This window comes from Psychrobacter sp. AOP30-A2-5, assembly GCF_052378115.1.
GTDB lineage: Bacteria > Pseudomonadota > Gammaproteobacteria > Pseudomonadales > Moraxellaceae > Psychrobacter.
On sequence record NZ_JBQSXK010000002.1, the window covers coordinates 251,944 to 276,119 of the forward strand.

The following is a 24,176-nucleotide window of genomic DNA, read 5'->3' on the forward strand; positions in this document are numbered from 1 at the left end:
TTTATCTCATTTTTATCACTATTTTTAAAATGAGGACACGACCTAGTCAGCGATGCTATAGTCGATTCAATTTAAAAGTAGTACAAGGCAACCGAGTGTAGATGTATATTTAATACTTCAAGAGAGGTTAACGCCGTAATACTTTTATAGTGGAATGACTATATAAGGTGCTATGAACAGACACTTCATTCTACTCGATCGTCGCGACTCACATTCTATAAAACCCCTCTTACTAATAGCTATTAATCATAAGCCTGTCACGGATGTTCATATCCAAAGTGCTCGATAATATGCTATATTAGCGCCCCTTATTATAGGGTTATTAACGGTTGTTTCTTAATTGGCTTCTTACATTGTTAAAGAGGCCCGACAGCGCGTTTGTGACTATTAAAAAAATTATTGAATTTTGAGCCCTCCATGAATGACATGATTGTCTTAAACAATGTGACCAAGAGTTTTTTAAGCGACCGATCAATCAAAGACAAAGATGGCAAACCACATTGGTTTACTGCCGTTGAACCGACCTCGTTATCTGTCCAGCAAGGCGAAATCTTTGGCCTAATGGGATACTCGGGTGCAGGTAAGTCTACTCTGCTACGCCTAATCAATATGCTTGAGCGTCCAGATGCTGGTCAAGTCATCGTCGATGGCACTGACTTGACCACTTTGTCTGCCAGTGAATTGCGTATCGCTCGGCATAATATTGGTATGATTTTTCAGCAATTTAATCTGATGTCGAATCGTACTGTTTTTGACAACGTGGCCTTTAATTTAACTGTTTCAGGATATCCGAGCCGCGACATTCATAAACGAGTGATGGATTGCCTAGAGATTGTTGATCTCACAGACCGCGCTGGTCACTACCCTGCGCAGCTGTCAGGCGGACAAAAACAGCGTGTCGGTATTGCCCGAGCGATTGCCCCCAGTCCTAAAGTATTATTGGCTGATGAACCAACCAGTGCGCTTGATCCTGCGACGACCCGCAGCTTGTTGACTTGTCTACGTGATATCAACGAACAACTTGGCGTCACCATTGTGATTGTGACTCATGAGATGAGTGTCATCCGTAGGCTGTGTGATCGCGCCGCATTACTGCATCAAGGTCAACTCTTGGAAGTTGCAGATGTGAGAGACGGTCTGATTCAGGCGACCACCCCGATTGGCAAAGGCTTAGTGCACGAAGACTAATGAGGCAGGAGAAATAAATATGTTAACTGGTAGTGAATTGTCCGCCTCGATAGACAAGCTGTTTGCCCTGCGCAAAGAGATTGTGAACGCGTTTATTGATACATTTATTATGCTTGGCATCTCAACGACGGTGGCCATTGTCATAGGTGGGTTGTTTGGCGTATTTTTGTTTTTATCCAGTGATCGACAGTTTTTGCAAAACAAAACATTGTATGGTCTGCTTGGTGGTATCACCAACTTTATGCGCGCTTTCCCATTTGTCATTTTGATGATTGCCATGAGCCCATTTACTAAGGCTATCGTTGGCACGGGTATTGGACCGATTGCGGCCTCATTGGTACTCGCCATTGCAGGTTCGTTTTATTTTGCCCGTTTGGTCGAGCAAAACTTACGTGAAGTGCCACGCGGTATCATTGAGGCGACCGAGTCTATGGGCGCACGTCCTTTGACCATTATTAAAGTCTTACTCAATGAAGCACGCTCAGGACTGGTATTGTCCGTGACGATTCTCTGTATCAGCCTGCTCTCTTATTCAGCAGCGGCAGGTATGATTGGCGGCGGTGGTCTGGGGGATTTAGCCATTCGTTATGGCTACTATCGTTATCAAACGGAGGTGATGATTTTTATCGTTATTGTCCTATCAATAATGGTCGTCTCCATTCAAGCATCGGGTAATTGGTTGGCTAACCGGTTGGATAAACGATAGAAAAAAGACTTAGACAAAGTCAGTTAACGCTAATATGAATAATACTCAGGGTTTAATGCCGATTCATCCTAAGCAAAATGCTTGACTTTGTTACTGAGACCCTTTAATTTTGATACTAACTTAACAGTCGTTAACTTAGCAGCATTACTATCCCTAATGTTGCTTTTTTAATGGCCAGCGTTTGCCCTCCATCCCATCCCTCTTATTAAGGAAGTTCCATGAAATTAACAGATATCAGCCGTCAGTTAGCGACTGCATTTGCTGCCGTTGGCGTATCAAGCCTAGTCTTGGTTGGTTGCAACAACTCATCAGTACCGGAAGCGACTAAAGAGCCTGTTACGGAAGGCTCAACAGCAGAAACTGCCGCTAGCGATATCGATCCTGAGCATACCAAAATCGTCATCGGTACCACCGAAGGTGACTTCGCCGATATGGTGCGCAACCAAGTGAAAAGCTCACTGGAAGCGCAAGGTTACGAAGTTGAGCTGATTGCTTTTACTGACTATGTACGCCCAAACCTTGCCTTGGCTGAAGGTGATTTGGACATCAACATCTTCCAGCATAAGCCTTATCTTGATACCTTCAAAAAAGAAAACAATCTTGATCTGGTAGAAGTTTTCCAAGTACCTACTGCCCCACTTGGCATTTACTCAGGTAAAAAGACCACGCTTGATGATGTCTATAAAGGCATGAGAGTCTCTGCACCAAATGATCCAAGTAACTTTGCTCGTGCGCTGGTAATGATGGATGATCTTGGCTGGATCACGCTAAAAGACAATATTGATCCGCTAACGGCATCAAAAACTGACATCGCTGATAACAGCAAATACGACATTGAAATCATTGAGTTAGAAGCCGCTCAATTGCCACGTGCTCGTGATGAAGTCGACTTTGCCGTCATCAATGGCAACTATGCCACGGATGCTGGTATCAAGCTGACTGAAGCGCTATTTCAAGAGCCTAGCTTTGCTTATGTCAACTGGTCAGCCATTAAATCAGCAGATGCTGGCAAAAAATGGGTCGAAGATGTGACCAATGCATATAACTCAGAAGCCTTTAAAAAGTATGCTCATGAAACTTTCCCTGGTTATAAGTACCCAAAAATCTGGGGCTCTGATCACAGTGCGCACACGGATACCGCAACAAAACCTGCACCTGTAGAAGCTGCTACTCAATAAGCTCTTAAACCAAAAGCACTTAAATCCAAAACACTTAAATATCGTCTTCGTCCCGCTTGTAAACGCCCATTGCTAGATAGTGATGGGCGTTTTTTATGGGCTCGATTTTACGATTTTTATTTTTTAACCGCGCGCTGCTGTCTATCAGTTACTAAAAATGACGTTACAGCCTGTTTGTCCTTTGTAGGAAAGCGTCACGTGCCCTTTTACTTGCCGCCAATTTTTTCTATAGTGTGTAGGTCAAATAGAGAGGGTGATCAGAATATTGATGATTCGATGCTCTATCAATAAATACATAAATAACAAGGATCATAAGATGCGTGCTAAAACTTATAATATTCGTACCGCTGGACAAGCAAATATTCCTGTACTAGGGCTTGGTACATGGCAATCGACCGGTCAAGATTGTGTTGATGTCGTCAGTCAAGCGTTGAAAATGGGTTACGAGCACATTGATACCGCTCAAGCTTATGGTAATGAAAAAGAAGTGGGGCAAGGTATCAAACAATCAGGAGTATCTCGTGATAAGTTCTTTTTGACCACAAAGATTTTTCCTGATGATATGAAGTTTGAGCCTGAGAAATTGATTGCCGCCGCCAAACGCTCTTTAGCAGACTTAGATACTGATTATGTTGATTTGCTACTATTGCACTGGCCGGATGACCGTGTTCCTTTATCCGAAACCATTCCTGCCTTGTGCGAGCTACAGAAACAAGGTTTGACACGCCATATCGGGGTTTCTAACTTTAATATTGCCAATATCATTGAAGCTGAGAAATATGCTGATGTGCCGATTGTGGTCAATCAGGTTGAGTTTCATCCTTTCATCAAGCAAAAAACCTTGCAGACTTTTTTGAACAATCACCACATTCTACTCGAAGCTTATTCACCACTTGCACGCGGTGATGTATTCGATAATGAGATTATTAAAGAAATCGCTGACAAACATAATGTCACGCCAGCACAGATATCATTGGCTTGGATTCTGGCAGACAAGCATCGTATTGCTATCCCAAAGACTGCTAACCCTGATCATTTGCAAGGCAACTTAGACGCTATAAAAGTACAATTAAGTGCGGATGATATTGAGAAAATCAGCAGCTTAGCGCGTGCTGATGGGCGCAAAATTAAGCATCCAGATTACTCGCCTGAATGGGACGACTAAGTTCTCGTAAAAAACCACCAAAACTTATTAGTACTAAAATTCATGTAAAAAAAGAGCCGCTAATAATATATTAGCGGCTCTTTTACTATGGTATGGACTATATAATTACTGCTGTAGAGTATCCGTCTCATGTACCTTTTCAGCAGGATTATATTGCTCAGAAGGAGGCACTACACCGCTACGATTGTTTTCTTTCATCGATTTGGCCACTTCTGGCGGCATGTAGTTTTCATCATGCTTCGCCAATACTTCTCCAGCGACAAAAGTATCACCCTGCATCTTACCTGTCGCGACGACGCCTGAGTTTTCAGCAAATAAATCTGGCAAAATACCTTGATAAGTCACTGGTACTGTCGATTGAAAGTCCGTAATGGCAAACTCAACGTTTAGTGGATTGTCTTCTGCGCGCTGGACACTACCCGCAACGACCATACCGCCTGCTCGAATACGCTTATCTTGTGGTGCTTCACCTTGTGCAATCGCGGTAGCATCAAAGTAGTAATCGGTCTGTTGCCCAATGGCATAAAGAACCAATACCACGGCTATCGCCGCTCCTGCAAGCGTAAACATAACCCACATCAGTTTTTTGCGACGAACTGCGTTCATACCACTACCTCATTGATGAGTCACTGTTTTATAAACTATAGTCAATGCCATACAAATATATAAAACAGAAAAATTTGAAGAAACTACCATTAGAAAAACGTTCTAAAAATGTCTTTCTAATCGTACTCTTCTAATGGCTATATGGTAGCATTTTTCGGACAAATCAATAAGCCCTATAACCTCTGTGGCAGTCACCTCTTTATCAAGTGCTAAGTTACAGATTGAGTGGCTAAAAATTAACGGCTAACGTTAGATAGGACGAACCTACTAGTTAATTAGGCTGCTTGGTGACAGGCATGGTTGTTTTAGCAGTACGCTGTGCTTGCCGCGCTTGCTGAATGGTCAACTGCTTGATTAAAGCCTGTCGTTGTCTCCGACTATAAATAACAAACGCCAGCATCATGCCAACGGTAATTGCCCAGCACGACCAAACAAAAACACCATGCTTACCCATGGCAAGAAACTCAGATACGCTATAAAAGTAAGGCTGCATAATATTTTCCTAGCCGTGATTTTTTTTGGCGACAGTCATGACCATCATTTAGCTTGCCCGCGAATGTATTCTTTGACCCACGCTTTGCCTTGATCACGATACAAGATAAGGGTATTGGTACGATAAATCGCTAATGTTGCCACTAATAAATAACTACCAATAATCATCAGTAATAAGGGCATCCACATATCTGCTGACATCTTAGGCGCGGCGGTCAAAGTAAAGGTCGAGCCTTGATGCAAGGTGTTCCACCACTGTACCGAGTACTTGATAATGGGTAGATTTACTGCGCCAACAATAGACAAAATGGCGGCGGCTTTACCACGATTGGCAGTATGCTCAAACGCGGCAAATAACGCCATCACGCCCGCATACAGAAACGCCAAGATGAGCATAGAGGTCAAACGTGCATCCCAAACCCAGTAAGTACCCCAAGTGGGTTTCGCCCAAATAGAGCCCGTGATTAAGCTAATCACACAGAGCAAGAATCCTAGCGGAGCAAGCGCCTGTGCCACTAAGCTAGCCGTTTTTATTTTCCAAACCAAAAAAATGACCCCGAGCACTGCTAAGGCAAAATAGATGGAAATGGCGATACTGGCAGCGGGTACGTGAATAAAGATAATGCGGTAACTGTTGCCCTGCAGATAATCAGGTGGCGCAAAAGCGAGACCCCAGACACTACCGATCAACAGGCAAATACTGGCTAATATGGCTAACCACTTGACCCAAGGCGAAAAAATGCGAAAAAACTGCTTGGTACCCACAGTGGTCAAAAAGCCTTGCCAGATGCGCTGCCACAAGCTAGGAGATGAGACGTTATTCAAGTTGGGCATGGAAATAAACCTATTGGCACAGCGTATTGGTTGTAACCGATATAGCGCATCATGGGCGCGACTACCTGTTAACCTGCCGGCGTTAAACACTGGATAAAATCTACAAGTGATTGTTTGCTTAGTTAACTGACTATTATAGCAAAATTGCCAGTTTTCAACATGCTGTTAATACAAAGGTTTTTTATAGCGTTTTTTATTACAAACTCTCAATACAGAGAGTTGTACACAACTTATGTCGTTTTTAATTCAGCCACGCTATTTTTAACGTCATGGCAATCACCCATGGCATCACCAAAACCGAGATAATACTACCTGCTAATAATAAAGCCAGTATCGGTAAGCCATTGAGACCAGTGGCAAATAAATCAACCGCTCCTGTGGCAAAAATCAACACTGGTAACTGCATCGGTAAGGCAATTAAAGGCACTAGCACCGCACCATTCTTTAATGACAGCGTCAAACTACTCGCGACCGCTGACAGCATCAAGAGCATCGGACTGCCCGTCACAATAGAAGCCATCAATATCCACGCCTCAAACCAACTAAGCTGAAACAAAGGCACGGCAAGTAAACTAAGCGCTGCCACAATACCACTACTAAAAATCCAATGGATAACCAAACGAATCAACACCCATAAAGGCAATGACGCTTTGGCAACGACCAATTGCGCCAGCGTGCCATTATCAAGGGCAGGCTTAAACAAACCATCGACACCCATCACCAGTGACAACAGAGCGGCAATCCACACCGCCGACACGCCAAGGCGTTGCAATAGCGCAGGCTCGCTACCCACTGCTAGCGGAAATAAGGTGATAATAACCAAGAACAGCACTAGCGGATAAAGCCACTGCACGGCGCCTTGCTGTTTGACTTGCCACTCGCGCCGCCATAACTGCATAAAGCTAATACCGCGCACCGCAGCTAAGTCAGTATTTGAGCTTTTATTCACTGTTTGTACTGAACCGTCTATTTCTATCATTTATTTGCTCTTCTACGGATGCTTGGAACACTTATACTGAGAGTATGCAAACTAGTATTCAAACCATATAATCGGACAAATCGAGTACTTGATTGGCAACACCAACGGCCTGATGACTGGTCATTAATATAGCGCCGCCAGTATTGGCAAAATCGCGCAATCTGTCTTCCATTCGCGCTACCATATCGACATCAAGGGCAGTAAAAGGCTCATCAAGTAGCCATAATGGTGTCACCTCAGGGGTCAATAAATATAACCGTGCAAGGGTAATGCGGCGGGTTTGCCCAGCAGATAAATGGCTTGAGCTAATCGTCTCAAAGCCTTGTAATCCTACCCAAGTGAGGGCATCATCAATATCAGTAACGCTTGGGCTAATCCCATATAAATTTAGCAGAAAGGTCAGGTTTTGCGCGACCGTTAGATTTGGATGTATACCCAACTGGTGCGACACATACAAAGGCTGAATAGGTAAATTCGCTACTCCTTGATAATAAACCTCACCGCTTAACACTGGCAATAACCCAGCCAGCTGCATCAGTAAAGTGGTCTTACCAGTACCGTTAGCACCAATTAAATGGCAAATGCTACCAGCTGCCAGATTGAGTACAACCCCTTCGCATAGAGGGATTTCGCCGCGCTGAACGGTCAGTTCATCAAGCGCAAGTAAGGCGGTATTCAGAGCTGTCATCAAAACCTCTCATTATTTATTAAGCGGCAATCAATATTCATCACAAACACAGATGACGTTCATGGCATAATACTTTATGCTTACCCCAACCACACAGTATAACAAATTGTCGATTATTATGACCTCAAAACCTATGCAGACTTCAAAAGATAACCAAAATTTAGATATGCCAGCGCTAACCATAGATGGCTTAATCGAGGCACAAGTTGCCTTTATGCAGCAATGGTTACGCATGCAAGCTGAACCGCTGTCTATGCAGGCATGGCAATGGTTTGCTGCACAGCCATTGAATAAATATGTCAGCGCCGATGATTTGCAACAGCTGATTAATGACTGGCTACTCAATCAACCGATGACGGATGTGATACGTAAAGATATTCGCGATATCCTGCATACGATTATTTATCATCCAGTCAATGATAACGTGCCGTTGTCTGAGCTGGTGGATGATACTCAAGTTGAAACCCTTGCCAACTATCTCGGTAGCCACGATCAGCAACGCAATATCTTGATTCATACATTGGTCGGCAACGAGACTTTTGCCGATTTGCTAACCCAAACGCTATATCATGCCATTAATGACTTTATGGAAACCACGCTGGATAAAGCAGGTGCTGCTGGTAAACTGATGAAATTTGGGCGCAGCTCTTTTGAAAAGGCAACCAATAGAAACCTTGACGAAAAACTGCAGGCGTATTTGCATCGTAATATTAAAGATTTAGCACGCCGCGCAGAAGCCAATGCGCAAGAGCATTTATCAAATGACGAAGTCGCGCGATTATTAATTACTGGTTGGGCGCGAATCAAAGACCAGCCTGTCAGTCATCTACAGACTTATCTGCGTGATGAACCTGACAACAGCAGCATCGATCATATCGAAGCCAGCATTCAGCAAAGCTATAACCGCCTGCGCCAGTCGCCTTACTTACACAGCCTTGTGGCAGCGAGCATCGATACTTGGTATGGCAATCATCAGTCAGATACTATTGCGACGGTAGTTTCGAGTCTTCATATTGATGAGCAGGCCATGACTCAATTAAGTACAGCGCTATTACCTGTGGTGCACGATGCCATTGAAAGCGAGTGGTTAACGGCACATACTCGTGAAATGTTACAAGCGTTTTATGAGCAACCGAATATCAAAAAAGGCTTAGCATTTAATGCCTAGTCGTTTACTGTCTTGATGTATTTGTCTCAATTTTCCATCTCATTCATTTATTTGACAGCACCATACTTATGAGTCAACGTAACACACTCAGCTTGTGGCAAAAACTCAAACAGTTACTGACTGGTTCAGCAGCGCAGGCTAATGAAGTTGAAATTGATGTGACGCAAACAGAGCCTCATGACGCTCATGATAATACCGAAATCAATTCCGAATCTGATGTCAAAAACACAAGCGAATATTCAGAAACTGACGCCTTTAACTCGAGTGCCAGTCAACACGAAGCTAGCGACACGCCCATTATCGATTTTCTGAAACAGTACTTTAATGATAAGCAGTGGCACTATACTCACTATCGACCCAAAAGCAGTGGCAACAAAAACAATGACCGTCAGCAATCACATCACTTATCGCTTAGAATGCGCAATAAAAGTCTCGATTGCGGCTATTTGTTTCGCGTGCAAGAAAACAACAAGCTGCTGGCAGTCTATGGAATTTTGCCATTTTTAATACCAGAGAGTCATCAAAGTGCGGCGATGCTACTGATTACTCAAATAAATTATGACTTGTTAATCGGCAATCTAGAAATGGATGTCAATGATGGCGAGATACGCTACAAACACGCTATCGATGTCGAAGCGGTAGGCATCGGTAATGATGTTATTGAGCATTTATTACAAAGTGTCATCGCGATGACCACGGTCGCGAATGAGATATTTAGTGATTTGATCGATAATCAAAACCCTGCGGAAGACTTACCGACATTGCTGACCGAGCTACGTCAACAATCAGATTCTAGAACCTTCTTTTTGCCAACGCAATTTGTGCAGTAATGAACTGACTATCATAGCTATCCGTAGCTTTTACAATGTCTCATCAGCACACTGTTAAAGCGCTTAAACCTATTTATTCTTAACATACTTTTCAAAAAAGACATCCTCTAACACTATGCTAAAAATTGCTTACTCTGATATTTTTCGATATTCTGTGCCGGAAAAACACCGCTTTCCCATGCAAAAATACACCATGATTCCTGAGCGGCTATTGGCTGAAGGCACTATCAGTACCGACAACTTTTTTGCTCCTGCACGTTTGAGCGAAGATGAGATTTTGACCACGCATACTGCGGACTACTGGTATCAGCTGAAAACCCAAACGCTACCACGAAAGGAAGCGCGAGCCATTGGTTTTGAAATGACACCTGAGCTGGTAAAGCGTGGGCGTTATATTGCTCATGCCACTTATGAATGTGCATTATATGCGCAGCAATATGGCGCGGCGATGAATGTCGCAGGTGGCACGCATCATGCGTTTGCTGATCATGGCGAAGGGTTTTGCGTGTTTAATGATGTTTGTATCGCGAGTAATTTACTATTAAATCGTGGACAGGCGCAAAAGATTTTGGTGGTCGATTTAGACGTCCATCAGGGCAATGGCAATGCCAGTATTATGGCAGGTGAGCCGCGCGTTTTTGTGTTTAGCATGCATGGCGCAAAGAACTATCCATTTCGAAAGCAAGTATCAGATTTGGATATTGAGCTAGACAATGATACTGGCGATGTGGAATATTTGCAGTTACTAGAGGCGACATTACCACGTTTGATTAGCGACGTTGCGCCCGATATGATATTTTATCAATCCGCTGTCGATGTGCTGGCAACTGATAAATTAGGAAAGTTAGGGCTGACGATAGAGGGTTGTAAAGCGCGTGATGAATATGTGTTACGCCAATCAAAAGCCGCTAAAATTCCTATCGCTATCGTGATGGGTGGTGGCTATTCAGAAGATATCGACGATGTGGTTGAGGCGCACTGTAATACCTTTCGTTTGGCGCAACAGATATTTTTTAATGAAATAACAAAATAACGCGCGCATAAAATAGCATCTAAACAGCCAAATGCCTCGCGAGCTATCTTATAAAAATGCCATAACTCCCTGCCAGCCGACACGAATACCAAGCACGGTAAGTATCAATAAAATAAGCTGACGAAAGCGTGCTTGTGGTAAATAACGACGTAAGCGGATACCAACTAAAAGCGCAGCAATCGATAGTACACTAAGCAGAATAATCAGCTGCCACTCAACACTGCTGAGCGCCATAATAGGCTCGCGTAATACAATTATTTGAGCAATTTTACCCAGAAAATAGCACATATTTCCGACTTTAGCGATGGTATTTTTATCATCGCTGGCAGACAGTAGATACATCATCAATATGGTCGACATGGCATTGGTCGAGCCACCAATCACCCCCGCACTAAAACCAACGATGATTAACACAGGCTTGGTAGCAGGTAGACGGAGTTGCTTACCAAGCAAGCTGCTTATGACGTAAAAACCAATAACCGCTGCCAATAGTAATAAAATATATGCGCTATCGACCCATAGTAAGAGCTTCGCGCCTAGAATACTACCGAGTAAGCTGGTCAATGCCAGTAACCAATAGCGCCTGCCGTAATAGATGAAATTTTGCCAGATTGTGCGCCCGCCACCCGCGAGCCAAGTCATGGCATTAAGCAATAATGACGGAAAAATAACCAACACAATAGCATGTGGTAACGGGTAGATACTAGCAAGCGCAGTGGTCGTCACCAACGTCACACCCAGCCCACTGATACCGTGTAGCAACGATGCCAGTGCAAAGATTACCATCAATAACAACGTCTGGGTGCTATCACCATCCATCATATTAGCCATAAACATTAAGACCTAATGTCTGGATTAATGGTGACATAACTAGGCATTGTGACCATTGTGGCGTTGCCATATTGTCTCACCAATGATGCCAGCCAACTGCTCGGCAATTTTATTTTTGCTCGCCTTCTCAAGTGTGACGCTATCGTGCTCATAACGCTCTGAGAAAAATACCTGCATGGCATTGTCATCGCTGGCAAAACCAATGTCTGCTCGTGAAACATCATTACACGCGATCAAATCTAAATCTTTAGACACCAGTTTGCCACGAGCATAGCGCTCGATATCTTGCGTTTCTGCTGCAAAACCAACGACAAACAGCACTGGATGCGCAAGCGAAATCGTCGCTAGAATATCAGGGTTTTTGACTAAACTCAGCGTCATCGCATCTTGGGTTTTTTTAATTTTTTGCGGGGCAGCTTCTTCAGTACGATAATCAGCGACAGCAGCCGTGGCGATAAAGATATCCGCCATTACATTTTGATTCTCGCTATGAGCATGCTCCTTATCATCAATCTCATGGCTGTGGTTATGACTGTGGCTATGATCATCGCCGCAATCACACTCGCCATGATGTTCATGTTGATGGCTATGGTCGTGTTCGTGATCGTGAGAATGGTCGTGCTCATCTTCAGGCCCATACTGTAGCGCACTGTGCGTACCATCCACGCACTGCTGCGCCGCCATCAGCATCTCTTTAGCCGACAACACATCAATGCGCGTGACATTCAGCGGTGTCGGCAGTGCCACTTTGCCACCCGCAATCAAAATAACGTCTGCACCAGCAGCCACGCAAGCACGTGCTAATGCAAATCCCATCTTGCCAGTAGAGTGATTGGACAAGTAGCGCACCGGATCGATAGCTTCTACCGTCGGTCCTGCAGTAATCACCACTCGTTTACCTGCCAATAATTGCGGCGTGGTTTGCATGGCGTTAAATAATAACACTTCTGCCAATAGCTGCTCAGGTTCAGGCAAACGCCCTGCTCCTACATCACCGCAGGCTTGCTCACCGCTAGCAGGTTGAATAATCTGATAATTCATATCGCGCAGGGTTTGGACATTGAGATTGACCGCAGGATGCGCCCACATCTGCTGATTCATGGCTGGTGCAATGATGACTGGTGCCGCCGTTGCAAGGCATACAGTTGTCAATAAATCATCAGCCATGCCCATCGCGAGACGCGCAAGCGTATTGGCAGAGGCTGGCGCAATGATGATTAAATCTGCCCATTTCGCCAATTCGATATGCCCCATCCCCGCTTCTGCTTTTTCATCGAGTAATGAGATATGTACCTCATTACCAGTCAAAGCTTGCAGGGTCAGTGGCGTAATAAAAGCTTGTGCCCCTGTGGTCATAATGACACGCACATCAAAGCCTGCCTTGATTAATAGGCGGGCAAAGATAGCAGATTTATAAGCGGCGATACCGCCAGTGATAGCAAGCACAATATTGGACATAAGCATGGCATCAATAAAAAGTTGAAAGATAAAATTGCGCTTATAGTAACAATTATGAGATAAGTTGGGTAAGAATTTCCGTATTTACTCAATATATCTGGCAGCAATCCATTCTCAAGGAGTGACAATGGCGATTAAAGACTGGCATGAAGATGATAGACCACGTGAAAAACTACTAAAATTTGGGGCAGCGCATTTATCTGATGCCGAGATATTAGCGATATTTCTGCGCACAGGTACGCAGTCACAGTCAGCTATCGAGCTGGCGCGTCATTTGATCGAACAATTTGGTAGCTTGGCAGAATTATTGGCAGCGCCGCAAGAGACTGTACTGGCTTGTCATGGTATTGGTCCTGCCAAATACGCGCAGATATTGGCCTCACTTGAGATGGGCACGCGTTATTTGGACAGTCAGCTTAAAACTGGTCACGCACTTGGGCGCTCGCAAATGGTCAAAGACTATATCAGCACTCAGCTGCGCGGGGAGCATCGCGAAGTCTTTGCGGTACTTTGCTTAGACAATGCGTTAAATCTCATTAATTTTGAGATACTGTTTACTGGCGGCATCTCCTCTTGCTCCGTCTGTATCAAACACGTTCTGCGTCATGCCTTGAGTCACGCCGCCAGCCAACTCATCGTCGCGCACAATCATCCACATACCGATGCGACCCCTTCAACGTCAGACAACTTATTAACTTACGAGCTAAAGAAAGCCTGCGATTTAATCGATTTATCCTTGGTAGACCACATCATTGTTGGACGCAATGAGACACTATCTTATGCCGAAAGCGGCTTAGCGCCTTTTGGATAATTAATTGCGACTGTTATTTTTGCCTATATGAGAAAATCTTGATACATATAATCGACACAGCGTAGCATTTTAGCTATTGATAGTTATCGGCAACTGTTTCATATTGATGGCTAAATTTGTCTTTTATTTGTCTGTCACTGGTTAGACAGTTATCAAAGCCACTTTTGTAAAATGCTCGACAAATTAAAATTTATCATAAAACATGCTACAAAATCCATAACGGCTCATTGGTTTAATTTGATCACCAGACCCTTAAACATCAGAAAAAATAACAACAAGATTTATTCAAATACTTTAATACACACACATTTTTTGCGCTTTTGGTTTAGCGTTATAAAAGGAGACAGTCATGGCAATTGGCTTATTTATTTTGGCAATCATTATTCAATTAGCCATGGTTTTGGCCATCTTTTTATTGTCCCTATCACGAGTCACAGGCAGTATCGTTGCCCTAGTTGCCGTCCTTGTCACCGCCTTTATCAGTCCTTGGTCGCTCATTTTGGGCATACCAATCGCTTTACTTTGCATCGTTTTGCTCGTCGCCCCTATTCGTCAGTCACTGATTACCAGACCTGTTTACAAGACTTTGGGCGGGGCAATGCCGAGCATGAGCGATACCGAGCGAGAAGCGCTTGATGCGGGTACCAGCTGGTGGGAAAAAGAGCTGTTTATGGGCAATCCCGACTGGGACACTTTTGCTCAATATCCCTATCCAGAGCTGTCGGCAGAAGAGCAAAGCTTTATTGATAATGAAGTAGAAGTACTATGCGCCATGCTTGATGAATGGAAAATTCAGCATGAAGACAAAGAGCTGTCGCCTGAAGCGTGGCAATTTATCAAAGCCAATGGATTTTTAGGCTTAATCATTCCAAAAGAGTTTGGCGGTTTAGATTTTAGCTCTTATGCACAAAGCCGTATCATGAGTAAAATCGCTTCACGCTCGCCGACCGCTGCGGTTACCTGTATGGTGCCAAACTCGCTCGGCCCTGGTGAGCTGTTGATGCATTATGGTACGGACGAACAAAAACAGCGTTGGCTACCCGGTCTTGCCAAAGGTGACGAGGTGCCTTGCTTTGGTTTGACGGGCCCAGAAGCGGGTTCCGATGCTGGTGCGATTCCAGATACAGGGGTGGTTTGTTATGGTACGCATGAGGGCGAGCAAGTGCTCGGTTTGCGTATGAACTTTTCTAAGCGCTGGATTACCCTTGCACCTATCGCCACGGTCGTGGGTTTAGCATTCAAGATGCACGATCCTGAAGGTTTGCTTGGCAATCCTGATAAGACCGATTACGGTATCACTTGTGCGCTCGTTCCTGCCAGCCATGAAGGCGTTATCATAGGACCACGCCATAATCCAATTGGCTCGCCATTTATGAATGGTACAGTCGATGGTAAAGACGTCTTTATTCCACTAGATTACATCATTGGCGGCGTCGAAAATGCGGGTCGCGGTTGGCGTATGCTGATGGAGTGCTTGGGCGTTGGTCGCGGCATCTCTTTACCAGCTTTATCAACCTCAGCCAGTGAAATGACGTATCTGTCTGTCGGTGCTTTTGCCAAAGTACGCGAACAGTTTAAAATCTCTGTGGGTAAATTTGAAGGGGTGCAGGACGCGACCAGCCGTATGGCCAGCAACACTTATATGTTAGAGGCGTTCCGTCATCTGGTTACTTGTGGCCTAAATCAAGGCGGCACACCCTCGGTTATGACGGCAATGGCAAAATACTATGCGACTGAAACCATGCGCAGTGTGGTCAATGACGGTATGGATGTGGTTGGTGGTCGCGCGGTACAGATGGGTCCACGTAACTTTTTGGCCACACCTTATCAGGCAATTCCAGTATCTATCACGGTTGAAGGCGCAAATATCTTGACGCGCTCACTCATGATATTTGGTCAAGGCGCGATGCGTTGCCATCCTTATCTATTTGATGAGCTGCAATTGCTGCAAAGCGAAAATAAAGAAAGCGCACTCAAACAGTTCGACACACTGTTTTTTAAACATTTGGGTTATACCTTTAATCGCGGCGCAAAGGCATTTGTCGCAGGTTATGTCGGTGGCAGTAATCATGCACCAAGCTTTGCGGACAGCTTTACTCGTCCCTACTACAAACACATCAACCGCCTGAGCGCAAGCTTTGCCTTAACGGCTGACATGGCATTAGGGTTGCTCGCTGGTGACTTAAAACGTAAAGAGATGCTGTCTGGACGCTTAGCTGATATTCATAGCCATTTATTCATCAGCACTGCTATTTTGCAGTTTTATGAGCATGGTACTAAATCAGCGTCCGAACGCTTGCATGCTGAGGTTGCCTTACAAAATAGCTTATATACCATTCAAGAAGCTTTTGAAGCCTTTTTTGCAAACTTCCCTAATCGCATGGCGGCCAGTTTGGTCAGTTTTGTGACTTTTCCCAGCGGCTCTATCTTTACACCGCCAAGCGATGAGCTCAAACGCAAGCTGGGCGATGCTTTTATGGATGACTTTGAAGCCAATCCGTTCCGTGATTATCTTAAAACCATGGTCTATTATAATACTGAAGCCGATGATGTCACTGGACGTATGGAACACGCTTATCAAACGTTACTTAGCATCGAGCCATTATGGCAGAGGTTTAAAAAGGCTGAACACAAGGACAGTTTTGAAGGGCTTACTTTTGAGGATCATGTGGTATATGCCAGCCAAAACGGCGATATTACCGAAGAAGAAGCTGAAGTTCTTATTCAGTATAACGCCATACGCTTTGACTCATTATTGACCGATGTGTTCGATAAACATTTATTGCATGCCCAAGAGCGCACCAATCCACACAGCCTTGATAATGCCGTACAGCAATTAACGGACTATGCACAATTGAAAAATGACGCGCAAGCCAGAAATGGCATTGCGACAAACATGACAGCTGAAAATGATGTCGACTCTAATGATTTGGGTACGCCCGTCAGTACAGACAAACCAACTGGCGATGCCAACCCCAATCATGGTTATGAGAATAACGGTGATGTAGAAATGGTCAAAGAGCAAGATACCATTGAGGAGGTACGTGCACAGACCGACTTTGATGAGTCTGAGCCTGAGGTAGAAGCACTAGATCATCGCCACCGTGATGCAGAGTCACACTTAAGTGAACGCATGAGTAACAACCATCGTCTAAATCAACATAATGCTGACGACCTAGAGCGTTCTGAAATATCTGAAGATGCAGAAAATGTGAAGGATAATATAGACAAACCTGCCGCTACTGATCCTAAATGGCAGGATGGTCTACGCCGTGATGAAAGTGACAAAGTCTAAAATCAAAAGCTTTGATAATTCTTGAAATGACAAGCTTTGAAACAATAGGCTTTGAAATAGCAAGCTTTGAAATAGCAAGGCACAAAAGAATCAGGCTTAAAATATTTAAAAAACAATAGGTGTTAAGGCTGCTAGAAGCCTTGCACGATACATTCTGATCATTCACTTAGAAAAGACTGCCCCATTTGAGCAGTCTTTTTTTAGTTATAAATCGCCATTTTTAACCATTAAGGCGTGTTTGATGATTCAACCATGGCAATGACAGAGACTGCTTTTTAGGCAGCTCAACATTAAAAATAGTCAGTTTAGTCATTCTAAGCGTCTACTGTTAACAATGAAATGGTAAAAAAACAGCCCTGTCTCCCTCTATTAATATTGGAAATAATACTAAATTCTCCCAGCTCCATATAAAAAATATGTTATAAAACTAATTAAGGCATGAGCATTACCGTCATTTTATGCTTTGTCTGAAACAGTTTTGGCGATCAGCAGTATCTATTTTTGAATGTTCAACACGCGCTAATATTGGTCAATATGCCTTGTCATTTACCTACTTTACTCGCGAAAAATTCGGCGCAGACAACTTAACTATTGATTTATATTACCTTAGTCATAAAAAAACGTTGCAGTATCCTTAACAATTATTTTATATTGTGCCCCGAAAACGTGACACTAAGTGGAAGTTGAAAGAATTTAATAGACGTAGCAAGAGCGGTGATAATAATGGCAACAATCACATTGATGTGAGCAGCCTATCTATTCGCTACTGGGGCACGTACACAAAGGATATAAGTTATGTGGAAAAATATGGGACTGACCGGCAAGATTATTGTCGCTATGGTACTCGGTATCATACTGGGATTGTTTATAAACTATTCAGGACTGAACGCTGAAGGCGGTTTCATTCATACGTACATTACCAATGGCTTCCTCGCCATTGTCGGCAAGCTATTTGTCAACTCGTTAAAAATGCTAGTCGTGCCTTTGGTGTTGATCTCACTGATTTGCGGTGTTTGCGGTATTGGGGATATTCGTTTGCTTGGTCGCATCGGCACCAAGACATTTCTTATTTATATGATGACAACAGCTCTGGCTATCGCAACAGCGATTGGGCTTGGCGTGCTATTTGGTATCGGTAAAGGCATGAATATCGAAACCGAAGCGGCATTTGAAGCAGCTTCAGCACCACCACTGCTAGATGTGTTCTCTAATATTATCCCATCAAACCCCATCAGCGCGATGGCAAATGGTGATATGTTATCGATTATTTTCTTTGCTATTTTGATCGGTGTTAGTATCTTGATGGTGGGTAAACCTGCCAAAGGCTTAGTGCAGAGCTTAGAATTAATCAATGAAGTCATCTTAAAAATGGTGACCATCATTATGAATCTTGCACCTTATGGTGTATTTGCGCTATTGACCAAAGCAATGGCAGAGCTGGGTTTAGACTTGATTTGGTCACTGCTCGGTTATGTGGCGGTATTGGTCGGCTCATTGGCATTCCATTTCTTTGTCACTATGATGATTGTACTCAAAGTCTCTTCGGGCTTATCCATCAAAACCTTTTTGGCAAAAATGCGTGAAGTTCAGATTTTTGCTTTTAGTACGTCAAGCTCGAACGCGACGATTCCTATTACCTTGCGTACGGTCACCAAGCGCATGGGTGTCAATAACTCAGTTGCTTCGTTTACGGTGCCTTTTGGTGCGACCATCAACATGGATGGTACCGCCATCATGCAGGGTACGGCGACCATTTTCATTGCCAATATTTATGGTATTGACTTGGGCGTGACTGAGTATCTGACTGTCATTCTAATGTCTGTTTTGGCTTCCGTCGGTACTGCTGGTGTACCGGGTGTTGGTCTGATTATGCTATCAATGGTATTTGCCCAAGTCGGTCTACCTATCGAAGGCATCGGTCTTATCTTAGGTGTGGATCGTATCCTTGATATGTTACGTACCGCAGTGAACGTCGGTGGCGATGCCGCTGTGACGGCTATTGTGGCAAAATCAGAAGGCAAAATGGATTTGGCTATTTATAACGATCCTAACGCTGGTGCAAAAGACGTGTTCGATGGTCACATTGATGAAGACAATGAGCGTGAATTCTCTGAAGTCTTTAGTGATGGGATCATGGGCAGTGAGTACGATGATATCGATCGTCGCCGCTAGGCATTGAATAGATTTTGATAATTTATTCACGATCCATAAAAAACCTCAGTCATATTGGCTGAGGTTTTTTTGGCCTTACTAAATACATTTACTTGATGAACAACAATCAACCAAAAACGTATTTGGTTACCATCGCCAAGCATACCACTACAATCATCGGACGAATCAGCTTACTACCGCCCTTGACCACCATATGAGAGCCAAAATATGCACCTATCGTTTGTCCCACCATCATGGCAAGCCCTACTTTCCACAACACATTACCGCCCAAAATAAAGAATATTAACGAGCCAATATTGGTCGATAAATTCAATACCTTTGCTGCGCCTGTTGCTTCGATAATTTGCCGACCGCGCAACGCCACGTTGCCGAGCGCAAAAAACATCCCTGTGCCTGGTCCAATATAACCATCATAAAAACCAATTAATGGTGCAACCACTTTTTGCCATTTGCCTTCTGAGATACGCGGCGCAGCTTCTACTTCGCCAAGTCGAGGCGCAAACAAGGTATAAATCCCGATAGCCGCAATCAAAAACGGAATCAGTGTCTCAAGCAGATCCGGCGGCGACATCTGTACAGCGATAGTGCCGAGAACAGAACCGATAAAAGCGCCAACAATAGCTACTTTGATACGTTGCGGTTTGACCACCCCTTTTCTAATCATCGTAATAGAGGCTGCTAGCGCACCTGAAGCGGCTTGTAGCTTATTGGTACCGAGCGTTAGCACTGGTGGGATATTGGCAAGTAACATGGCGGGGATGGTCAATAAACCGCCACCACCAGCGATAGCATCAATAAAGCCTGCCAACGCTGCCACAGCGGTAAGCATTAATATAACCTCTAACGAAAGCGATAATTCCATGACGCTGACCTGTAAATTTTATGATGGAAAATGAGGAAGTTCTAAAACTGGCTTTAAGAACGGGAAATAAAATATTAGTAGCAATGTTGCTATCAACTTTGCTATTCATTAGCTGATAGTACTGCTGATATGTATTAAAGCTGTGACAGAACATCACAAAATGCCAATCATTATAAAGATAAAACGCTAAAAAAAGCCAAAAACGTAAAAAAGTCTGCTAGATTTGTCTAACGGCCTAATAAGTATCTAAAATAAGCAGCGATTGATTAAAACTATGTAACGACTGAGCACGCTTTTGTCTGCTCTATCGACTTTATAATATCGCTATTATTAATGTGGCAAGCGGCACTTATAACTTTTGGTTGACGTATTTTGTTGTCTATATCAATAAGAGTATGAGAAACTGTTGCTGTCTATCATGTCTTTATGAGTCGTGTCATAGATATTTGAGGTTATTGGATTAATTTGTAATTCGTGTTTAGCAAATGAGGATGATATGGCAATACGCAGGATTAAAGCATTTTTTGAATTTGAGGCAGCGGGCGGTATCGTCCTAGCATTGGCTGCCATTGCTGCAATGATTATTGCCAACTCCCCTCTCAATGTGTGGTATGAGGGCTTTATTCACGCACCCGTTGCCATTCAAATCGGTGAGTTCGCTATCGCTAAAGACGCTCATCACTGGATTAATGACGGTTTGATGGCGATTTTCTTTTTCTTAGTGGGACTTGAGCTCAAGCGTGAAGTGCTGATCGGTGAGCTGTCTAACGTTAAGCAAATCATCCTGCCAGCTGGTGCGGCGCTCGGTGGCATGATTATGCCAGCGATTGTCTATCTGCTCTTTAACTATAACGAGCCTGAGTTTTGGAAAGGATGGGCGATTCCAGCCGCGACCGATATTGCTTTTGCCCTAGGTATTTTGAGCTTATTAGGCAACCGCGTTCCCAACTCTTTAAAAGTATTTTTAGTATCAATTGCTATTTTTGATGATATTGGCGCCATTTTAATCATCGCTTTATTTTATACCAGTGATTTGTCATTAGAGTCATTGGCAGTGGCAGGTCTATGTCTACCCTTCTTATACCTTCTCAATCGTCGCAACGTCACTAGCATCACGCCTTATCTGCTGATCGGTGTGATCATGTGGATTGCGGTACTCAAATCTGGCATCCATGCCACCTTGGCTGGCGTGGTCTTAGCACTATTTATTCCTATGTTTGACCGTACTGATCCTGAGCACTCACCGCTAGAAGAGCTAGAGCACGATTTACATAACACCGTTGCCTTCGGTATCTTGCCATTATTCGCATTTGCCAACTCAGGCATATCGCTCAAAGGTGCAGGCTTCGCTGAGCTGTTCCATTCAGTACCGCTTGGTATTGCGGCCGGTCTATTCATCGGTAAGCAAATGGGCGTGATGATCATGTGCTGGTTAATCTTTAAGCTTGGTATCTCAACCATGCCAAGAGGCATGAATTATAAGCAGATTTACGGTGCAGCCTTACTCTGTGGTGTTGGTTTTACCATGAGTCTGTTCATTGGCGGTCTGGCATTTGCTGGTGAAACAGCCTTATTTGATGAGCGCTTAGGTATTATTATGGGCTCAATCGTCTCTGGTATCGCAGGTTACCTCATGCTCAAAGTCAGCTTGAAAGACAATGTAAGCGGCACCTCAGTCGATCTGACTCGCCCTCATTAATAAGAAAATAAGCCACTTAAAGGCGATTTAGCTTATCGGTGGCTTATGATTTTATAGTTCACGTATTTTGGCAGCCGAGCATGGTTCATTAAAAGTATTTTTCATTCGCCATATCAGCACTTGCATCAATAGCCATAGAAGAGATAATCATGCGACAGTTTGTACTGCGGCCTTTGTTAAGCTTAGCGCTCCTTGGTAGCATTGTTTTACTATCAAGCTGTGCCACGCTCTCTAAGCAGGAGTGCCTCGTTGGTGACTGGCAGGCTATTGGCTACAACGATGGCGTGGCAGGTTACCAATCAGATCGCCTTGCATCACATGCCAAAGCCTGTGCCAAGGCCAGTGTTGCCCCCAACTATCTGGCATGGGAGCGCGGTCGCCAGCTGGGGCTTAAGCAATACTGCACGACCAGTAATGCTTACAATGTCGGTCGGCGCGGACGTCAGCTCAATAATGTCTGCCCCTTAACCTTGGCGAATGCACTGCAAACTGCCAATCAAAAAGGCTTAGACTATTACGCCTTAGACAGTCAGTTAGACAAAGACAAGCGCCTCATAGAAACCTACCAAGAAGAATTTGATAAGCTAGAAAGTGGGGCGATGCTAAACTTTGCTAATGAAAAAGAAGCACGCGCGCGCCTACTGTCATTAGCCGACGAACTGCGTAAAGCCAAGCGCCATATGAACACCACGCAAAGACAATTAGAAGCCCTAAACCAGTCAAATAGCTATTAATATGATTGACCTTGTGAAATGATCTAATAGGAAAATATTTGGTAAAGAGGCATTTAATAAATATGGATTCAATCAACATAACTGATAAACAGACGGCTGCTACTTTGAATCACCAACAACCCTCAATAAAACCTTATCAGCGTCACGGACGGACGACCGCGATTGATGACCATAGCGACTTGCAAGTATTAAAGCGCATCAAGCGTTATTTATTGCCAAAAGACTTCGTTATCTCGCAAGATTTATTAAATGAAATAGTCGCAGGCTACGATATTGGTGATCCAGTGGCAGATGCGTTAGCCACTGACGGCATTCGTTTTGCAAAGCCCTTACAGCAATTTATTATCAGCGACAGTAGCAATAGCAATAAATTCGATGCTAATCTCACAAACAACTCTGCATTTAACGCCTTGACTGAACAATTTAGCCACCATCCCGATTGGTTCGATCCTAAGCTTGCCCAAATTGGTGCGGTTGCCTATCGACGCTATCCGCTGATGCTGATTTGGCTACTACGTAATGTCGCCTTGATGGCAGGCTACAGCATTCCTGCCCTCTCCCTGCCGCTCATTCAGACAGGCGCATTGATGCACGATGCCTTGCCCCGCCTGATGCGTACGTATGCCTATATCTTAGCCGTCTCTGAACATCCCCCATTACATAAGCCAAATACAAGCGCCCATAATCAACGTCAGTCTATCGAGCAAGTATTGGCGATTGGCTCAGAAGGTTGGCGGCAATCAATCAAGGTGCGGCAAATTCATACCCTAGTACGGCAAAACTTGCTCAAAGGTAAAGGCAATGCTGCTAAAGGCGTCATACCAAATGCCGACCAACATCACAACCCAGATGGCAGCTGGAATACTGATTATTGGGGTCTTCCTATCAATCAAACCGATATGATTGCTACTCATTTGCAATTTTCATTGTTGATTATGCGCGGGTTACGGCTGCTTGGCGCACGCATCAGCACTGAAGAAGCGGCAGGTATTCTGCATCTATGGAATCTTGCCAGTTATTGGATGGGGGTTGACTTAGATCGCCTACCAAAAGATGAAACCGCCTGCTGGGAATGGCTTTATACCTATTTATCAATTCAGCAACTTGATTTTAAAATGGGGCAACCATTAGCCAAGGCTCTGCATGATTTGCCGCGTCAGCTGATGGGCGAAGACAATCGGCGGGGGCGTTTCGTTGAGATGGTCAATGCTAGCGTGACCCGTACTTTGGTCGGCGATGATATCGGCGATGGGCTGGATTTGCCAAAATCAAAAATCCGCTTTGGCGTCTTATCGTCAGTGCCGATTCTCTTTGCCCTTGATACGGCACGCCAACACAATCAAAGTGTGGCTGAAAAATTAGAAGCTTTCCGCGCCAAACGCCAAGATAATATGAACTGGTGGCTGAAGAAAAATGACGATTATTATAAGTAAGCAATTATAAATAA

General features: G+C 44.0%; 21 protein-coding genes. 13 read left to right on the forward strand and 8 right to left on the reverse strand.

Annotated elements, in window-relative coordinates; translation table 11 throughout:
• Positions 1 to 417: 417 nt before the first annotated feature.
• From ACT3S4_RS03450 to ACT3S4_RS03465, 4 genes are all read left to right on the forward strand, one after another.
• Positions 418 to 1,188 carry a methionine ABC transporter ATP-binding protein gene (locus ACT3S4_RS03450; RefSeq protein WP_055124775.1) on the forward strand — a complete coding sequence of 257 codons (771 nt, stop codon included), beginning with the start codon at positions 418 to 420 and terminating at the stop codon, positions 1,186 to 1,188.
• 19 nt (positions 1,189 to 1,207) lie between these two features.
• Complete coding sequence (locus tag ACT3S4_RS03455; protein ID WP_060491817.1) at positions 1,208 to 1,894, forward strand: methionine ABC transporter permease; 687 nt, start codon at positions 1,208 to 1,210, stop codon at positions 1,892 to 1,894.
• A gap of 218 nt (positions 1,895 to 2,112) precedes the next feature.
• Entirely contained in the window at positions 2,113 to 3,072 is a 960-nt protein-coding gene (locus tag ACT3S4_RS03460) for a MetQ/NlpA family ABC transporter substrate-binding protein (RefSeq protein WP_444760453.1), read from the forward strand.
• 316 nt (positions 3,073 to 3,388) lie between these two features.
• Positions 3,389 to 4,237, forward strand: coding sequence for an aldo/keto reductase (locus ACT3S4_RS03465; protein WP_055124778.1), 849 nt, complete (start codon positions 3,389 to 3,391; stop codon positions 4,235 to 4,237).
• Between the two features lie 105 nt (positions 4,238 to 4,342).
• Here the strand turns inward: ACT3S4_RS03465 and ccmE are convergent, their stop codons facing one another.
• The 5 genes from ccmE to ccmA all read right to left on the reverse strand — a co-directional run bounded on the left by ccmE (position 4,343) and on the right by ccmA (position 7,836).
• Positions 4,343 to 4,843: a cytochrome c maturation protein CcmE gene (gene ccmE, locus ACT3S4_RS03470; RefSeq protein ID WP_045453493.1), complete on the reverse strand. Its 501-nt coding sequence runs from the start codon at positions 4,841 to 4,843 to the stop codon at positions 4,343 to 4,345.
• Between the two features lie 271 nt (positions 4,844 to 5,114).
• Positions 5,115 to 5,336 carry a heme exporter protein CcmD gene (gene ccmD, locus ACT3S4_RS03475; RefSeq protein WP_045444018.1) on the reverse strand — a complete coding sequence of 74 codons (222 nt, stop codon included), beginning with the start codon at positions 5,334 to 5,336 and terminating at the stop codon, positions 5,115 to 5,117.
• Positions 5,337 to 5,380: 44 nt separating this feature from the next.
• On the reverse strand, positions 5,381 to 6,169 hold the full coding sequence (gene ccmC, locus ACT3S4_RS03480; RefSeq protein WP_060491821.1) for a heme ABC transporter permease CcmC: 789 nt from the start codon (positions 6,167 to 6,169) through the stop codon (positions 5,381 to 5,383).
• Between the two features lie 241 nt (positions 6,170 to 6,410).
• Positions 6,411 to 7,067, reverse strand: coding sequence for a heme exporter protein CcmB (locus tag ACT3S4_RS03485; RefSeq protein ID WP_201560581.1), 657 nt, complete (start codon positions 7,065 to 7,067; stop codon positions 6,411 to 6,413).
• A 139-nt stretch (positions 7,068 to 7,206) separates the two neighbouring features.
• A complete protein-coding gene (ccmA, locus tag ACT3S4_RS03490) occupies positions 7,207 to 7,836 on the reverse strand; it encodes a heme ABC exporter ATP-binding protein CcmA (protein ID WP_250163157.1) in 630 nt (209 codons plus the stop codon).
• Positions 7,837 to 7,912: 76 nt separating this feature from the next.
• Between ccmA and ACT3S4_RS03495 the strand changes: the two genes are divergently transcribed.
• The 3 genes from ACT3S4_RS03495 (at position 7,913) to ACT3S4_RS03505 (ending at position 10,867) form a co-directional block, all read left to right on the forward strand.
• Positions 7,913 to 9,004, forward strand: a complete 1,092-nt coding sequence (locus ACT3S4_RS03495; protein ID WP_444760454.1) for a hypothetical protein — start codon at positions 7,913 to 7,915, stop codon at positions 9,002 to 9,004.
• A gap of 68 nt (positions 9,005 to 9,072) precedes the next feature.
• Complete coding sequence (locus ACT3S4_RS03500; RefSeq protein WP_250163159.1) at positions 9,073 to 9,834, forward strand: YbjN domain-containing protein; 762 nt, start codon at positions 9,073 to 9,075, stop codon at positions 9,832 to 9,834.
• Between the two features lie 115 nt (positions 9,835 to 9,949).
• On the forward strand, positions 9,950 to 10,867 hold the full coding sequence (locus ACT3S4_RS03505; protein WP_201605183.1) for a histone deacetylase family protein: 918 nt from the start codon (positions 9,950 to 9,952) through the stop codon (positions 10,865 to 10,867).
• A gap of 48 nt (positions 10,868 to 10,915) precedes the next feature.
• Here ACT3S4_RS03505 and ACT3S4_RS03510 read toward each other — a convergent pair whose 3' ends face one another.
• Together ACT3S4_RS03510 and coaBC are read right to left on the reverse strand one after the other, a co-directional pair.
• The gene (locus tag ACT3S4_RS03510; RefSeq protein WP_250163160.1) at positions 10,916 to 11,698 is read right to left on the reverse strand and encodes a sulfite exporter TauE/SafE family protein; all 783 of its coding nucleotides are present in this window, start codon (positions 11,696 to 11,698) and stop codon (positions 10,916 to 10,918) included.
• 39 nt (positions 11,699 to 11,737) lie between these two features.
• On the reverse strand, positions 11,738 to 13,162 hold the full coding sequence (coaBC, locus tag ACT3S4_RS03515) for a bifunctional phosphopantothenoylcysteine decarboxylase/phosphopantothenate--cysteine ligase CoaBC (RefSeq protein WP_444760455.1): 1,425 nt from the start codon (positions 13,160 to 13,162) through the stop codon (positions 11,738 to 11,740).
• Between the two features lie 121 nt (positions 13,163 to 13,283).
• On the opposite strand from coaBC, the gene radC reads away from it, so the two are divergent.
• From radC to ACT3S4_RS03530, 3 genes are all read left to right on the forward strand, one after another.
• A complete protein-coding gene (gene radC / locus ACT3S4_RS03520; RefSeq protein ID WP_250163162.1) occupies positions 13,284 to 13,967 on the forward strand; it encodes a RadC family protein in 684 nt (227 codons plus the stop codon).
• 349 nt (positions 13,968 to 14,316) lie between these two features.
• Positions 14,317 to 17,262: an acyl-CoA dehydrogenase gene (locus ACT3S4_RS03525; RefSeq protein ID WP_444760456.1), complete on the forward strand. Its 2,946-nt coding sequence runs from the start codon at positions 14,317 to 14,319 to the stop codon at positions 17,260 to 17,262.
• A gap of 795 nt (positions 17,263 to 18,057) precedes the next feature.
• A complete protein-coding gene (locus ACT3S4_RS03530) occupies positions 18,058 to 19,434 on the forward strand; it encodes a dicarboxylate/amino acid:cation symporter (RefSeq protein WP_045444003.1) in 1,377 nt (458 codons plus the stop codon).
• Between the two features lie 106 nt (positions 19,435 to 19,540).
• Here the strand turns inward: ACT3S4_RS03530 and ACT3S4_RS03535 are convergent, their stop codons facing one another.
• Positions 19,541 to 20,296, reverse strand: coding sequence for a TSUP family transporter (locus tag ACT3S4_RS03535; protein WP_201560545.1), 756 nt, complete (start codon positions 20,294 to 20,296; stop codon positions 19,541 to 19,543).
• A 496-nt stretch (positions 20,297 to 20,792) separates the two neighbouring features.
• Between ACT3S4_RS03535 and nhaA the strand changes: the two genes are divergently transcribed.
• From nhaA to ACT3S4_RS03550, 3 genes are all read left to right on the forward strand, one after another.
• On the forward strand, positions 20,793 to 21,995 hold the full coding sequence (gene nhaA, locus ACT3S4_RS03540) for a Na+/H+ antiporter NhaA (RefSeq protein ID WP_201560547.1): 1,203 nt from the start codon (positions 20,793 to 20,795) through the stop codon (positions 21,993 to 21,995).
• Positions 21,996 to 22,144: 149 nt separating this feature from the next.
• Positions 22,145 to 22,729 (forward strand): DUF2799 domain-containing protein, encoded by a 585-nt coding sequence (locus tag ACT3S4_RS03545; RefSeq protein ID WP_201560549.1) that lies wholly within the window; start codon positions 22,145 to 22,147, stop codon positions 22,727 to 22,729.
• Positions 22,730 to 22,791: 62 nt separating this feature from the next.
• Positions 22,792 to 24,162, forward strand: a complete 1,371-nt coding sequence (locus tag ACT3S4_RS03550; protein WP_444760457.1) for an oxygenase MpaB family protein — start codon at positions 22,792 to 22,794, stop codon at positions 24,160 to 24,162.
• Positions 24,163 to 24,176 lie beyond the last annotated feature (14 nt).